The 13,866-nt window shown below is 72.8% G+C and carries 11 protein-coding genes, 1 tRNA gene and 1 pseudogene; 5 read left to right on the top strand and 8 right to left on the bottom strand.

Annotated features, from left to right (window positions below; genetic code table 11):
• Positions 1 to 36: 36 nt before the first annotated feature.
• Entirely contained in the window at positions 37 to 234 is a 198-nt protein-coding gene (locus BMX74_RS02075; RefSeq protein WP_055508181.1) for a hypothetical protein, read from the bottom strand.
• A gap of 210 nt (positions 235 to 444) precedes the next feature.
• Here BMX74_RS02075 and BMX74_RS44835 point away from each other — a divergent pair.
• Positions 445 to 1,452, top strand: a pseudogene (locus tag BMX74_RS44835) (sensor histidine kinase); the annotation flags it as partial.
• Here the strand turns inward: BMX74_RS44835 and BMX74_RS46250 are convergent.
• Positions 1,375 to 4,602 carry an ATP-binding protein gene (locus BMX74_RS46250; protein ID WP_337959832.1) on the bottom strand — a complete coding sequence of 1,076 codons (3,228 nt, stop codon included), beginning with the start codon at positions 4,600 to 4,602 and terminating at the stop codon, positions 1,375 to 1,377. The pseudogene BMX74_RS44835 and the gene BMX74_RS46250 sit on opposite strands and share 78 nt — an antisense overlap.
• 62 nt (positions 4,603 to 4,664) lie before the next feature.
• Here BMX74_RS46250 and BMX74_RS02060 point away from each other — a divergent pair, with 62 nt between their 5' ends.
• Positions 4,665 to 5,522, top strand: a complete 858-nt coding sequence (locus BMX74_RS02060; protein ID WP_063792304.1) for an NAD(P)-dependent oxidoreductase — start codon at positions 4,665 to 4,667, stop codon at positions 5,520 to 5,522.
• On the opposite strand, the gene BMX74_RS02055 is transcribed toward BMX74_RS02060, so the two are convergent.
• Positions 5,519 to 6,889, bottom strand: coding sequence for a cystathionine beta-synthase (locus BMX74_RS02055; protein ID WP_091097822.1), 1,371 nt, complete (start codon positions 6,887 to 6,889; stop codon positions 5,519 to 5,521). The genes BMX74_RS02060 and BMX74_RS02055 overlap by 4 nt on opposite strands.
• Positions 6,890 to 7,035: 146 nt before the next feature.
• Here BMX74_RS02055 and BMX74_RS02050 point away from each other — a divergent pair, with 146 nt between their 5' ends.
• The 3 genes from BMX74_RS02050 to BMX74_RS02040 all read left to right on the top strand — a co-directional run bounded on the left by BMX74_RS02050 (position 7,036) and on the right by BMX74_RS02040 (position 10,747).
• Complete coding sequence (locus tag BMX74_RS02050) at positions 7,036 to 8,001, top strand: SGNH/GDSL hydrolase family protein (protein WP_091097820.1); 966 nt, start codon at positions 7,036 to 7,038, stop codon at positions 7,999 to 8,001.
• 60 nt (positions 8,002 to 8,061) lie between these two features.
• The gene (locus tag BMX74_RS02045) at positions 8,062 to 9,402 is read left to right on the top strand and encodes an outer membrane protein assembly factor BamB family protein (protein ID WP_082535535.1); all 1,341 of its coding nucleotides are present in this window, start codon (positions 8,062 to 8,064) and stop codon (positions 9,400 to 9,402) included.
• A 127-nt stretch (positions 9,403 to 9,529) separates the two neighbouring features.
• Positions 9,530 to 10,747 (top strand): acetyl-CoA C-acetyltransferase, encoded by a 1,218-nt coding sequence (locus BMX74_RS02040; RefSeq protein ID WP_091097817.1) that lies wholly within the window; start codon positions 9,530 to 9,532, stop codon positions 10,745 to 10,747.
• Positions 10,748 to 10,995: 248 nt separating this feature from the next.
• On the opposite strand, the gene BMX74_RS02030 is transcribed toward BMX74_RS02040, so the two are convergent.
• The 5 genes from BMX74_RS02030 to BMX74_RS02010 all read right to left on the bottom strand — a co-directional run bounded on the left by BMX74_RS02030 (position 10,996) and on the right by BMX74_RS02010 (position 13,863).
• Entirely contained in the window at positions 10,996 to 11,406 is a 411-nt protein-coding gene (locus BMX74_RS02030; protein WP_091097814.1) for a PPOX class F420-dependent oxidoreductase, read from the bottom strand.
• Between the two features lie 55 nt (positions 11,407 to 11,461).
• The gene (locus BMX74_RS02025; RefSeq protein ID WP_055508632.1) at positions 11,462 to 11,695 is read right to left on the bottom strand and encodes a DUF4287 domain-containing protein; all 234 of its coding nucleotides are present in this window, start codon (positions 11,693 to 11,695) and stop codon (positions 11,462 to 11,464) included.
• Positions 11,696 to 11,859: 164 nt separating this feature from the next.
• Entirely contained in the window at positions 11,860 to 12,648 is a 789-nt protein-coding gene (locus tag BMX74_RS02020) for a Bax inhibitor-1/YccA family protein (protein WP_055508165.1), read from the bottom strand.
• Between the two features lie 169 nt (positions 12,649 to 12,817).
• A tRNA-Leu gene (locus BMX74_RS02015) sits at positions 12,818 to 12,890 on the bottom strand.
• A gap of 460 nt (positions 12,891 to 13,350) precedes the next feature.
• Complete coding sequence (locus BMX74_RS02010; RefSeq protein WP_055508163.1) at positions 13,351 to 13,863, bottom strand: glycine cleavage system transcriptional repressor; 513 nt, start codon at positions 13,861 to 13,863, stop codon at positions 13,351 to 13,353.
• Positions 13,864 to 13,866: the final 3 nt, after the last annotated feature.

The following is a 13,866-nucleotide window of genomic DNA, read 5'->3' as shown; positions in this document are numbered from 1 at the left end:
AGGTCCTGGCGCGCGTTCCCAGCTTGGGGGCGGCGGTCAGGCCGCCTTGGGCTCGTTCCTGTCCCCGGTCACGCGGGGCGCGAGCCGCACGACGTCCGCGTTGATGTACCTGCCGCTGCCCTCGTCCTCCGTCGGCTCCCCGTTGATGCGGGAGAGCAGCACGGGGTCGGCCAGCGCGAGCAGCATTCCGACCAGCAGCCCCGCTCCCAGCAGCGCGAACCCGATGACAATCATGTCCGTCTCCCTTCCGACACCTCAAGCATCGGTCCCGGGCCCCCTTCGCCGCCTCCGCTGAAGGTCTGGTCCGCGCCGGACCCCCTCGGCCGTTCGGTTGATGCTGTTTGTCCGACTTCCGGCTTAGGCTCAGAGGCCGTGAGCGAGTCCAAGCGCATCGTGTACTGGATCAGGCGGCTGAGCGAGATCGCCGTACTCGGCTGGCTGTCCATGATGTGGCTGGTGGACGTGGCCGTGGCCGTCGGCATGGGAACCCTGCAGTGGCTGGTGCCGATCACCGGGGCCGCCGGCGCCGTCGCCGTGGTGCTGCGCCGACGGCAACGCATCGAGACGTTCGCCGCCCTGCTCGGGCTGTCCACGGCGGTGTCGGTCCTGTTCGGCGTCGTGGAGTTCCACGGCGTCCCCGGGATCGCCGAGACCGGCGCCCTGCTCATCCTGGTCATCGGCGTGCTGCGGCACGTCGAGCCGGTCCGGCGCGCGGCGGTGCTGGCCTGCGTGGGGCTCGTCGTCCTCATGGCGGAGTCGGTGGGGCGCGACAACGGCTCGAACGCGGGGCTCGCGTTCTCGTTCGTGCTCTTCGCGGGCTGGTCGATGGCGGCGGGCATCGGCGGCTACCTGCGCTTCCAGCAGGAACGCCGTACGGAGGCCGTCCACGCCGTACGACGGGCCGAACGGCTGGAACTGGCCAGGGAGCTGCACGACCTGGTCGCGCACTACATCACCGGCATCGTCGTGCAGGCCCAGGCCGCCCGTACGGTGGCCCGGACCAAGCCCGACGCCGTCGCCCCCGCCCTGGAGGCGATCGCGGACGCCGGGAGCGAGGCGCTCACGTCGATGCGCCGCATGGTGAGCGTGCTGCGGGCCGACGACGACGCGGAGCGCAGACCGGGCACCACGCTGGCCGACCTGCGGCTGCTCACCGAGCGGTTCTCGTCGGGAGGCCCGCAGGTGGCGTTCGAGATCGGCCAGGGGATCGACGACCGCACGCTGCCGCACGAGGTCATGACCACGCTGCACCGGGTGCTGCAGGAGTCGCTGACGAACGTGCGCAAGCACGCCGCCCGCACCGCCTGGGTGGAGGCGAGCCTGCGCCGCCACGAGCGGTCGGTGGCGCTGCGGGTGCGCAACTACGGGTCGGGCTCAGATCCGAAGGTGTCGCGGCTGGGCGGCGGCTTCGGCCTCGTGGGCATGGCCGAGCGGGTGGAGGCTCTGGGCGGCAGCCTCCACGCCGGGCCCACGCCCGAGGGCGCCTGGGAGGTCCTGGCCGAGTTCCCGCTCCGCTGACGCCCCCGGGAGGCACCGGCCGGGTTCCCGCTCGCCTGAGGCGCGGGCGCGCTCGTACGCGGCGTCGCCCAGCAGGGCGCGCAGCCGCGCCGCGACGCGGTCCACGTCGAACCGTTCCGCCTGGGGCAGGGGCGTCCCGACGGACTCCCTGACGGCGGCGGCCCTCCCGAGCAGCCGCGCCGCCTCCTCGGCCCGCTCCTCGGCCAGCGACAGCGCGCCGGCCAGCCCTTCGAGCGACAGCGCCACGGCCCTCGGGTCGCCGGTGGCCAGGGCGGCGGCGTGTCCCTCCCGGTGCCTGGCCAGCGCCGTCGCCGCGTCGCCGCGCTGCTCGGCCGCGAAGCCCAGCTCCGCCATGGCGAACGCGATGCCCGGCGTCCCGCCGACCTCGCGCAGCCAGCCGAGCACCGGCCGCAGGTGCTCCTCCGCCTCCTCGTACCGGCCCTGCCTGCGGGCGCTCATCGCCAGGCCGAGGAGCGCGCTCTCCTCGGCCGCCTTGTACGACTGCGCCACCGCCAGCCGCCTGGCGCACTCGTGGTAGGCGTCGGCCCGGTCGTAGTCGCCGGCGAGCAGCGCGACCCTGCCGAGGCCGCCCAGCTTGAACGCCACCTCGAAGCCCAGCTCCTCGGCCAGCCGCAGGCCCTCCTCGCGCAGGCGCGCGGCCTCGCGGTGGTCGCCGCGGATCTCGGCCGCCCTGTCGAGCGCGTCCATGGCCTCGATCTGCCCCCAGGCGTCGCCCAGCTCGCGGAACGCCTCCAGGGCCCGGCGGCCGTCGCGCTCCATGGCGGCGACGTCGGCGTGGCCGACGGCGAGCTTGGCCCGCAGGCTGAGCGCCGCCGCCGCGCCCCACCGGTCGCCCAGCTCCTCGTACGCCGCCAGCGCCCGCCCCGCGGCCTCGTGGTGCGCCTGCATGTCGCCGTACGCCCACCGGGCGTGCGTGAGGAACCAGTCGGCCAGGGCGCGTCCCGCCGGGTCGAGGGCGGCGCGGCGCACCTCGACGGGCGCGGCGTGCGGTGGTTCGCCCATGAGCAGCGCGAACCCGGCCCGCCACACGGACGCCGTGGCCGCCTCGGCCGTGTCGCCGGCCCCGGCCGCGTCGGCCGCCGCGAGGGCGGCGGTCAGCGACGCGCGGGCCTCGCGCAGCCTGCCGCGCAGGAACCAGTACCAGGCGAGCGCGTTGGCCAGGCGCACCGGCCGCGGCCCCGTCAGGGCGAGGCGCAGGTTGGCGTGCTCGGCGTCGAGCGCGGCCAGCCACTCGCGCCGGGCGGGCCCGCGCAGCCGGGCGCGCTCGGCCAGGGCCGTGTAGTGGCGCGCGTGCCGCTCCCTGACCAGGTCGTGCTCGCCGGCCTCGCGCAGCCGCTCCGCGCAGTACGCCGCCACCGACTCCAGCAGCCGGTACCTGGGGCCTTCCGCGACCACCACCAGCGACCTGTCCACCAGCCTGGCGAGGACGTCGAGCACGTCCACGCCGGGTTCGGCGCAGACCTCCTCGGCGGCCTCCAGGGTGCAGCCGTCGGCGTGGAAGGACAGCCGCCGCAGGACGACCCGTTCCTCCTCCGTCAGCGGCTCCCAGCTCCAGTCGATCACGGCGCGCAGGGTGCGCTGGCGGGCGGGCGCGTCGCGCGGCCCGGCGTTGAGCAGCCGGAACCGGTCGTCCAGGCGCTGGGCGACGCCGCGGACGCCGAGCGCGCGCACCCGGGTGGCGGCCAGTTCCAGCGCGAGCGGGATGCCGTCGAGCCGCCTGCACACCGTCGCCACGTCGCCGGAGGCGTGGTCCCCGGGCGGGAGGGCGGCGCGGGCGGTGAACAGCCGGACGGCGTCGGCCTGCGACAGCGGCGGCACCGGCCTGACCCGCTCCCCCGTCACGCCCAGCGGCTCCTGGCTGGTGACGAGCACGCGCAGCGGCGGCGCGGCCCGCAGCAGGGCCGCGACCAGCGCGGCCACCGCTTCCACCAGGTGCTCGCAGTTGTCCAGCACCAGCAGCGCGCGCCGGTCGGCCAGGGCCCGCGCCAGCCTGGGCGCGAGCGGCCCCGCGCCGTCGTCGCGCACGCCGAGCACGGCCGCGACCGCCCCGGCGGGATCGTCCGCCCCGGCCAGCTCGACCAGCCACACCCCGTCCGGGTAGGGCTCCGCCGCCGCGGCCACGCCCCGGGCGGCCTCCAGGGCGAGGCTGGTCTTGCCGACGCCTCCCGGCCCGGTCAGCGTCACCAGCCGCGACGCCTCCAGCAGCGCCCGCACCTCCTCCAGGTCGGCGTCCCTCCCGACGAGGCCGGTCAGCGGCGCGGGCAGGTTCGACCGGGCGGCGCCCCGGAGGAGAGGCGGCACGGGCGGGTCCGGCCTGGCGGCGCCCAGAGGGAGGGGCGGCGCGAGCGACGGCTCGTGGCGCAGGATCGCCCGGTGCAGCGCGGCCAGTTCTGGCGACGGGTCGAGCCCCAGCTCCCCGGCCAGCAGGGCGCGCAGCTCGCCGTAGGAGGCCAGCGCCTCGCTCTGCCGTCCGGCCCGGTACAGCGCCCGCATGTGCAGCGCGCGCAGCCGCTCGCGCAGCGGGTGCGCCGCGACCGTGCCCGCCAGGCCGGTCAGGTCGACCGGCTCGCCGAGCTCCAGCAGCAGCTCGGCCCGCTCCTCCAGCGCGGCCAGCCGTGCCTCCTCCAGCCGGGTGATCTCGGGCCCGGCGAACTCCTCGTCGGCGACGTCCGCGTACGCGGGGCCGCGCCACAGCGTGAGCGCCGTGCCGAGCCTGGCGGCTCGCTCGCGCGGGTCGGAGGACCGCCCGCCCACCAGGTCGAGGAAGTCACGGGCGTCGGTGCGGGCGTCGGCCAGCAGGTACCCGGCGGGCGTGCGCACGACCAGGCCGGGGTCGCCGAGCGCGCGGCGCAGCTCGGACACGCGGGCCTGCAGCGTGCCCGACGGGTTGCGCAGCGGCCGGGCTCCCCACAGGTCGTCCACGAGCCGGTCTGCGGGCACCGGGCCGCCGCCGCGGGCCAGCAGCGCCGCCAGCAGCAGCCGCGCCTTCGGCTCCCCCACCCGCACGGCCTCGCCGCCGTCGGCCCACACCGCGAGCGGGCCCAGCACCCCGAAACGCACCACGTACGGATGAACCCGTAGCGGGCCGGAAGGATTTCCGTGGCGCGGTGCCGGATGGTGTGCGCATGACACAGGTGACAGTGGTCGGGCTGGGCCCGATGGGTTCGACGATGGCGGAGACGTTCCTCGCCGCCGGGCACGAGGTGGCGGTCTGGAACCGCACGATGAGCAAGGCGGAGCCGCTGGTGGCGAAGGGGGCCAGGCGCGCCGCCTCGGCCGCCGACGGCGAGCTGCTGGTGGTGAGCCAGATCGGCTACCAGGCGATGTACGACAGTCTCGGCGACGCCAGGCTGGACGGCACGGTGGTGGTCAACCTCAGCTCCGGCACGCCGGAGGAGCTGCGGGCGGCGGCCCGGTGGGTGGAGGGCCGCGGCGGCGTGCTCGTCACGGCCGGGATCATGGTGCCGCCACCGGGCATCGGCAGGCCGGGCGCGTACGCCTTCTACAGCGGCCCGAAGGACGTGCTCGACCGGCACGCGGCCACGCTGAAGGCGCTGGGGGACATCGCGTACGTCGGGGCCGACCAGGGCCTCGCGATGACGTACTACCAGGCCCAGCTGCTGGTCTTCTGGTCGTCGCTGACCAGCTACATGCACGCCATGGCGCTGCTGTCGAGGTCGGGCGTCGCGCCGAAGGAGTTCCTGCCGTACGCGAAGGAGCTGTTCACGCTGCTCGGCGGCGACGGGCCGATGGGGTTCGCGGGGATCCTGGCCGCGGAGGTCGAGGCCGGGCACCACCCGGGCGAGCTGAACTCCCTGCACATGCAGGCCGTGGGCATGGGCCACGCCGTGCACGCCCTCGCGGACGCGGGGCTGGAGACCACGGTGCCCGGCGCGCTCAGGGCGCTGTTCGAGCGGGCCGACGCCGAGGGGCGCGGCCACGAGGGGCTGGGCACCGTGATCCAGTCGATCATGAACCCCTAGTGGTTGGCGAGGAAGGCGAGCAGGTCCTGCCGGGTGATCAGCCCGGCGGGCTTGCCGTCCTCCAGCACCACCGCCGCGTCGGCCTTCTCCAGCGCCTGCACCGCGCGCGACACGGGTTCGCCGCCGCCGATCGTGGGTAGCGGCGCGGACATGTGATCGGCGATCGGGTCGTCGGAGGAGAGCTTGCCGTGGTAAAGGGCGTCGAGGAGGTCGCGCTCGACGATGGAGCCGACGACCTCGGCGGCCATCACCGGCGGCTCCTCCTTCATGACGGGGAGCTGCGACACGGAGTACTCGCGCATGATCGCGATGGCGGTGCCGACCGACTCGTGCGGGTGGGCGTGGACGAACTCGGGCATGGCGCCGCCCTTGCGCGCCAGCACGTCTCCCACGAGGCCCTCCTCGGACGACGTGGTCAGGAAGCCGTAGTCGGCCATCCAGTCGTCGTTGAAGATCTTCGACAGGTAGCCGCGGCCGCCGTCGGGCAGCAGCACGACGACGACGTCCTCGGGCTTCGCCCTGGCCGCCACCTTGAGCGCCGCGACGACCGCCATGCCGCAGGAGCCGCCGACCAGCAGCCCCTCCTCGCGGGCGAGCCTGCGGGTCATGGTGAAGGAGTCCTTGTCGGACACCGCGATGATCTCGTCGCAGATCGTGGTGTCGTACGTGGCCGGCCAGATGTCCTCGCCCACGCCCTCGACGAGGTAGGGACGCCCGGTGCCGCCCGAGTAGACGGAGCCCTCGGGGTCGGCCCCGATGATCTTGACCTGCCCGCCGGAGACCTCCTTCAGGTAGCGTCCGGTGCCGCTGATGGTGCCGCCGGTGCCGATGCCCGCCACGAAGTGGGTGATCCTCCCCCCGGTCTGTTCCCAGATCTCGGGGCCGGTGGAGTGGTAGTGGGAGTCGGGGTTGTTCGGGTTGGAGTACTGGTCGGGCTTCCACGCGTTCGGCACCTCGCGGGCCAGGCGGTCGGAGACCGAGTAGTACGACTCGGGGTGGTCGGGCGCCACCGCCGTCGGGCACACGACCACCTCGGCGCCGTACGCGCGCAGCACCGCGATCTTGTCCTGCGCCACCTTGTCGGGGACGACGAACAGGCACCTGTAGCCCTTCTGCTGGGCCACGATGGCCAGGCCCACCCCCGTGTTGCCCGAGGTCGGCTCCACGATGACGCCGCCGGGGCGCAGCGCGCCCGACTTCTCGGCCGCCTCTATCATGCGCACCGCGATGCGGTCCTTGACCGAACCGCCGGGGTTGAAGTATTCAACCTTGGCGAGCACCTGGGCGGGCACGCCCGCGGAAACCTTGTGCAGCCGGACGAGCGGGGTGTTCCCCATGAGCTCGACCAGGGAATCGTAAACGCGCACCGCGGTGTTCACCTTCTTTGCCAAAGCTTGGTCAGCTTGCCCGTGGCCGGGATCCCGTGATCGTGGCGGGCCCTCGGCTAGTTTTCAAGCAAACGCTACCGCCGAGTTCCACCGAGGAGGGCAACCACGTGGTCTGGGTACCCGGTATGGCGCGCGCGGCACGCAGGATCGCCACGGCCGCCGCGCTCGGCGGGGGCGGTCTGACCGCTCTCGGCGCGACGGCGTACGGGCTGCTGATAGCCGAGGGGCTGCTGGCCCGCAAGGCCATCGGACGCCCGCACGGCCTGGACGGCCCCCATTCCGACGGCGTCTACGGCGACTTCGACGGCCCGCCGATCAGGATGACCATGCTGGGCGACTCCACGTCGGTCGGGCTCGGCATGACCGAGGCGTCGCGCACGCCCGCCGTCATGATCGCGGGCGGCCTGTCGGCGGTGGCGGAGCGGCCGGTGCAGCTGACCGTGGTGGGCAAGTCGGGCGCCCCGTCGGCGGAGCTGGGCGAGCAGGTGGACCGCGTGCTGGAGACCAAGCCGGACATCGCGGTGATCTTCGTGGGCGCGAACGACATCATCACGCAGACCCCGCCGGGGGTGGCGGTGCGGCATCTGACGAAGGCGGTGCGGCGGCTGCGCGAGGTGGGCGCGGAGGTCGTCGTCGGCACCTGCCCCGACCTCGGCACGGTGCGGCCGATCGCGCAGCCGCTGCGCTGGGTGACCCGCCGCTGGAGCCGGCAGCTGGCGGCGGCGCAGACGGTGGCGGTGGTGGACGCGGGCGGGCGGACGGTGGCGTTCGCGGACCTCCTGGGACCCGAGTTTGAGACAAATCCGACAGAAATGTTCGGACCGGATCGTTTCCATCCAAGTGACCGAGGTTACGCACAGGCCGCTTACGCGGTGCTACCTTCTGTATGCGCCGCGTTGGGGCTGTGGCCGGAGCCGCGGCCCGAACACGGCGAAGGACTACAACCGATCTACCTCGCGGCGGCCACGGCCGCGGAGGAGCCCGGCACGGAGGTCTCCGCGACCCGGGTCGACGGGCGTGCGACCGGCCCACACGGCAAGTGGGCGGCGTTGTTCCGCCGTAGGCTCGGCGAGTCGCTGAACGACGCCTGAAACCGGTCACCCTCCGGGTCCGAGCCGTCACTCCCCCGTCCTTTTTGGAGTGGATTGCCCGTGCTCCGGCCCCTCACGAAACCGTCCATCGCCCTCGTCTGCGCCATGGCGGTCACCGCGTGCTCCGGCAGCGACGCGGCCACCGCCGACTTCCCTTCCTGGCACAACACCGACGTCAACGCGGTCAGCCGCATGACGGTGGCCGGCGGGGTCGTCGCCGCCACGTCCATGAAGCCCGACGGCACCCTGCAGACCGTCGCCCTCGACCTGCGCGACGGCAGGACGCTGTGGTCCAAGCCCGCCACCATGGCCGGCCGCCTGCCCGGCATGGGCGTCTCCGCGCCCGCCGCCGTCGAGACCGGCGGAGGGGCCGTGGTCGTCGCCCTCGACCCCGCACGCAAGGGCCGCTGGAACGCCACGCTCGTGGCCCGCGACGCCCGCACGGGCGCGCAGAAGTGGACCAGGCCCGTCCACTCGACGTTCGGCCCGCAGCGCTGCGGCCCGTACGTGTGCGTGTCCGAGAACACCGCGCTGTCCGGCGCCCGCATGGTGGTGCTCGACCCCGCCACCGGCCAGGTCAGGTGGCGGCTGTCGGGCATCGGCGAGGTGGAGTGGTCCGACGCCGGGCGCGTGCTGCTGCTGCGCCTCGCGGCCGACCCGGCGATCGAGTCGTACGACGTCAAGACCGGTAAGTTGCAGTGGCAGCAGCCGGTCGCGCAGGCGCTCGGGCCCGGCATCGACCTGTCGGGCGGGTGGGCGTTCGGCGTGACGGGCGACGACCTCGTCGGCTACGTCGCCCCCTACACCAGCCCGCGCACGAAGAAGCTCTCGTCCTTCGGCCTGTTCTCCGTCAAGATCAGCGACGGCACGGTCAACTGGATGCGCCCGTCGGTCGTGCGCGTCTACCCCAGTGGCAGCCCCGGCTACGCGCCGGTCGTCAGGCCGGTCGACGCGGGCGGCGTGTACGGCGGCTTCGCCAGGCTCGACCCGGTGAGCGGGCGGGTGCTCGGCCAGGTCACCGCCTCCGACGTGCCGGGCTCCGGCTGGTGGCTGGCCTTCCCCGACCGCATGGACCGCCTCGGCTTCCTCAAGCACGGCTCCAAGGGCACCGCCTTCGACCTGGCCTCCGGCGATCCCGCGCCCGCCGACGAGGAGCGGGGCTGGTCGTTCTGCGTCACCGACCCCAAGCCGCTGCCGCTGAAGGCCCAGCCGCAGGGTTTCTACTCCACGGCCGCGCTGTGCCAGTACGACCTGGCCCAAGGCCGCAGGGTGGCGCCCGCGACGGCGCCCCCCGCCTGGTTCACCGGCAGCCAGGACGGCTGGCGGCTGTGGCACGACGAGAAGGGCGCGATCCACGCCGTCAACGACGGCACCCCCACCACTCCCGGCATGTACAGCTAGAGCCGGAAAAACTCCCAAAAAGCAGCACGCTTGGAAGAACCAGCAAACATTCGGCGCGGCAGGCCCGGCCCGGCGGGCCGCCCCGACTGAAATATAGTTCTGGAAGAGTGCTGACAAAGGAGGGGCCATGCCCGAGGCAGTCATCGTCGCCACCGCGCGTTCACCCATCGGACGCGCCTTCAAGGGGTCGCTGAAGGACATCCGTCCCGACGACCTCACCGTCCAGATGATCCAGGCGGCGCTGGCGAAGGTGCCCCAGCTCGACCCCACCACCATCGACGACATCATGCTCGGCTGCGGCCTGCCCGGCGGCGAGCAGGGCTACAACATGGCCCGCGTGGTGGCCGTGCTCATGGGGCTCGACACCGTGCCGGGCACCACGGTCACCCGCTACTGCTCCTCGTCCCTGCAGACCACCAGGATGGCGTTCCACGCCATCAAGGCGGGCGAGGGCGACATCTTCGTGTCCGCCGGTGTCGAGACCGTCTCGCGCTTCGCCAAGGGCAGCTCCGACTCGCTCCCCGACACCATGAACCCGCTCTTCGCCGAGGCCGGGGCCCGCACCGCGACGTTCGCCGAGGGCGGCCGCACCTGGCACGACCCGCGCGAGGACGGCGCCGTGCCCGACGTCTACATCGCGATGGGCCAGACCGCCGAGAACGTCGCCCAGATCAAGGGCGTCACCCGCAAGGAGCAGGACGAGTTCGGCGTCCGCTCGCAGAACCTCGCGGAGAAGGCGCTCGCCGACGGCTTCTGGCAGAAGGACATCACCCCGGTCACCCTGCCCGACGGCACCGTGGTCGCCAAGGACGACGGCCCCCGCCCCGGCACCACGTACGACGCGGTGGCGGCGCTCAAGCCGGTCTTCCGCCCCGACGGCACGGTCACGGCCGGCAACTGCTGCCCGCTGAACGACGGCGCCGCCGCCGTGGTCATCATGAGCGACGTCAAGGCCGCCGAGCTCGGCATCACGCCGCTCGCCCGCATCGTCTCCACCGGCGTGTCGGGGCTGTCGCCCGAGATCATGGGCCTCGGCCCGGTCGACGCCACCAGGCAGGCGCTGGCCAGGGCCGGCATGGCCATCGACGACGTCGACCTGGTCGAGATCAACGAGGCGTTCGCGGCGCAGGTCATCCCGTCGTACCGCGAGCTGGGCATCGACCTCGACCGCCTGAACGTCAACGGCGGCGCGATCGCCGTGGGCCACCCGTTCGGCATGACCGGCGCCCGCATCACGTCCACGCTGCTCAACAGCCTCCAGCACCACGACAAGACCATCGGCCTGGAGACGATGTGCGTGGGCGGCGGCCAGGGCATGGCGATGATCGTGGAGCGCCTCGGCTAGCCCGTGCCTCGTCGGCGTCGAGCCACTCGATGACAACGGGTCGAAGGCGGGCGGGCGGCCTCCCTTCGACCCTTTGGCCCTGCGATGGGCGTCCCCCGCACCCCGAGGACGTCCCGTCTGGAGAAGCAGGGATGGGCCGTCCGGCAGCCGAATCCGTCCGACCGCCGGTCCTCACTGCCGGCCCTGACCGACGACGGCTCGCGGCTGATCGACGCGGAGATCGCCGGACGGTCGCGCTGGGACGCGGGTCAGCCGTGCCGGTCGGGCCCGGCGTGCGACAGCGTGATCCGCATGACGACCCGGCGGTCACGCACCATCGCGGCCCGGTAGTCGTCCCAGTCGGGGTGCTCGCCCGAGACCGAGCGGTAGTACGCCACCAGGTGGTCCATCGCCTCGGGCAGAGCGACGACCTCGGCGGTGCCGTCGATCTGGATCCAGTCGCCGAAGAAGCCGTCGGTGAACGCGCAGAAGGAGACCTGCGGGTCGCGCAGCACGTTGCGCGTCTTCGCGGCGGTCTCCCTCGTGCTGATGACGACGCGGTCGTCGTCGTCGACCGCCGCCAGCACCGGCGACATCTGCGGGCGCCCGTCGCGATGCCGGGTGAGGAGGACGGCTCGATGGTTGGTCCTGAGGAAGTGCAGTGCCTTGTCGAGTTCCATCCCGCCATGATGACGCGCCCGCGCTTGGGGCACGGGCGCGGGGATGGGGCGGGCTCTAGATGAAGCCCATGCGGTTGCGGCGGCGCCGCTCGTGCTCATGGACGATGGCGGCGGCGTAGCCGTGGGACAGCCCGTGCTCGTCGGCGAGCCAGTTGGCTCGCTCGTCGCACCTCAGGAAGGATGGGCCGTTGTCGATGGCTTGGAACCACTCTGGGAGTTCGCGTCCGGTTATCGTCGGAACCCTTGCGATCAGCTTCGTGTGCGTCTCCGGTGAGTGGTTCAAGGACATGGGCACCTCCACGGATTGGCTCCTTTGCTTGACACTGCAACACCTCTCCGGGAATCGCAACCCCCTCCACAGGCATCAGTCCGTGACGGCAGGTAGATTTTCGGTCGCGCACGGAAAGGGCCCCGCCGGTCGGCGGGGCCCTCCGGACACGGGGAGTGCGGCTGTCAGTCGCTGTCAGTGAAGTAGCTGATGAAGCGCAGCACCTCGAGGTAGATCCACACCAGGCTCAGCGTGAGCCCGAAGGCGCACTGCCAGGCGAACTTGTCGGGGGCGCCCTGCCTGACGCCCTGCTCGATCGAGTCGAAGTCGAGCAGCAGGAAGAAGCAGCCGATCAGGATCATGACGATGCTGACGCCCCAGCCGAGCGGGCTGTCGGTGCGCAGGCCGAGCCCGCCGGGGACGAAGAAGCCGACGACGAAGTTGACCAGCAGCAGGCCGACCACCGCCATGACGGCGGCCAGGCCGTACTTGACCAGTTTCGGCGTGACCCTGACGACGCGCAGCGCGTACACGGTCAGGACGGCGCCGAAGGCGAACGCCGTGCCGAGCACCGCCTGGAACACGATGCCGCTGATCATCCCCTCGAACAGGGCGCTGACCGTGCCGAGGAAGACGCCTTCGAACAGGGCGTAGCCGAGGATGAGCGCCGGGTTCGTGCTCTGCGTGAACGAGGCGATCAGGCCGAGGACCAGCGCCACGATGGCCGCGCCGATGGCCACGCCCGGCGGGACGCCGAGGATCCATGAGGCGGCGGCCGCGGCGACCAGCGTGCCCAATGTGAGGAAGCCGCGGACGACGACGTCGTCGAGCGTCATCGTCCGGTACGCGGGGCGGGCGGGGGGCGCGTACGAGGGGGCGTCGTACATGTTCTGCAGCAGGTCAGGCGACGGCGCGGGGCCCGCCCATCCCGCGGACTGCCGCGACCTGCTGAATACGGGGTTCTTACTCTCCATCGCTGCCTCCTGTGACGCCGAGCCTGCGGGGGCCGGGCGGCACCCAGGTCAACTTCACGCTCGAGTTTCGGGACTTCGGCAGCGATGACAACGAACGTGTCGGCCGGCGAGTTCCCAAGGTCATCCGGGATCGGTCGGGGAAGGGGGTGTTTCCAAAGGTAGAAGCAGGTGCCCCCGGCGGGATTCGAACCCGCACGTCAACCCTTTTAAGGGGTTTGCCTCTGCCATTGGGCTACGGGGGCGCCGCAATCATACGAAACGGACCATGCTTCCGAGGAGCACAACTTCGCATCATGCGTCACAACTGTGAAGTCTGCGGTGAAGTGCCAGGGGTTCAGTGACTATGTCCGGGAAGAGCAAGCCATGGGGATGATCCAGTCAGCGAGGGAATTGACCGAGCTTCGACGGCCTCGGCCTCGATGGTGACGGACTCTCCTGAACCTGGCAAATGCCCACGTACAGGGGTGTACGGGGCGCGCAGCACGTCCCCCGTTAAGCCGGGGAGGGAGCGCGGGGCCCTTCGCCGGCGACCGGCCCGGAGCAGCCGTGAGGGGGTCATGGCCGCCTCTCCCGGGCGGGAGAGGGTCAAGGGATGGCCGGAGGCGTCGGAGGCGGGGAGCCGCACCCTCAGGCCGGTCCGGACGGCGGGCAGCGCGGGATGCGGTGCGCCCGGCAGGTCGCGGGCGACGCCTGGCGATCCGGTCAAAGCAGGTCCGGTTCGACGGGGCGGAAGGTGATCTCGGACTCCAGCCGGGCGCCGACCGCCGCGAGCCTGCGCGTGAGGGCGGCGACGTCGGCGTCCTTCGGCAGCTCGACGTCGGCGATGAGGACGTACAGGCGGCCGGTGAGCCTGGTGCTCATGCCGGTGATGTCGCCGCCCTCGGCCGCGAGCACGGCGCTGACGGCCGAGACGATGCCGGGACGGTCGGGGCCGTGCACGGTCAGGACGTGGGCGGACCCGCGTGCACCGGGACGGAAGTGGCGGCGCGCCTCGATGGCGGAGGCGGTGACGACGAGGTCGGGGGCGCACAGGCGCTTGCGCAGGTCGGCGGGTTCGAGGTCGCCCGAGACCAGCAGCATCATGGCGACGTGGCCGCCGAGCAGGGTCATGGTGGAGTCCTGGATGTTGACGCCGCAGTCGGCGAGCGAGCCGGTGACTGCGGCGATCACGCCGGGCCGGTCCACGCCGAGCACGGTCACCGCTGACAGCCCCACCCC

The organism is Nonomuraea pusilla (assembly GCF_900109355.1).
GTDB classification, from domain to species: domain Bacteria; phylum Actinomycetota; class Actinomycetes; order Streptosporangiales; family Streptosporangiaceae; genus Nonomuraea; species Nonomuraea pusilla.
The sequence above is the reverse complement of the archived record's forward strand: the minus strand, read 5'-3'. Positions and strand labels throughout refer to the sequence as shown.

What these genes read in the sequence shown, in the direction of transcription:
- BMX74_RS02060 (WP_063792304.1), top strand. Translation starts at nt 4,665, where the DNA reads ATGACACAGGTGACAGTGGTCGGGCTGGGCCCGATGGGTTCGACGATG.
- BMX74_RS02075 (WP_055508181.1), bottom strand. Translation starts at nt 234, where the DNA reads ATGATTGTCATCGGGTTCGCGCTGCTGGGAGCGGGGCTGCTGGTCGGA.
- BMX74_RS02020 (WP_055508165.1), bottom strand. Translation starts at nt 12,648, where the DNA reads ATGGAGAGTAAGAACCCCGTATTCAGCAGGTCGCGGCAGTCCGCGGGA.
- BMX74_RS02025 (WP_055508632.1), bottom strand. Translation starts at nt 11,695, where the DNA reads ATGTCCTTGAACCACTCACCGGAGACGCACACGAAGCTGATCGCAAGG.
- BMX74_RS02040 (WP_091097817.1), top strand. Translation starts at nt 9,530, where the DNA reads ATGCCCGAGGCAGTCATCGTCGCCACCGCGCGTTCACCCATCGGACGC.
- BMX74_RS02030 (WP_091097814.1), bottom strand. Translation starts at nt 11,406, where the DNA reads ATGGAACTCGACAAGGCACTGCACTTCCTCAGGACCAACCATCGAGCC.
- BMX74_RS02050 (WP_091097820.1), top strand. Translation starts at nt 7,036, where the DNA reads ATGGCGCGCGCGGCACGCAGGATCGCCACGGCCGCCGCGCTCGGCGGG.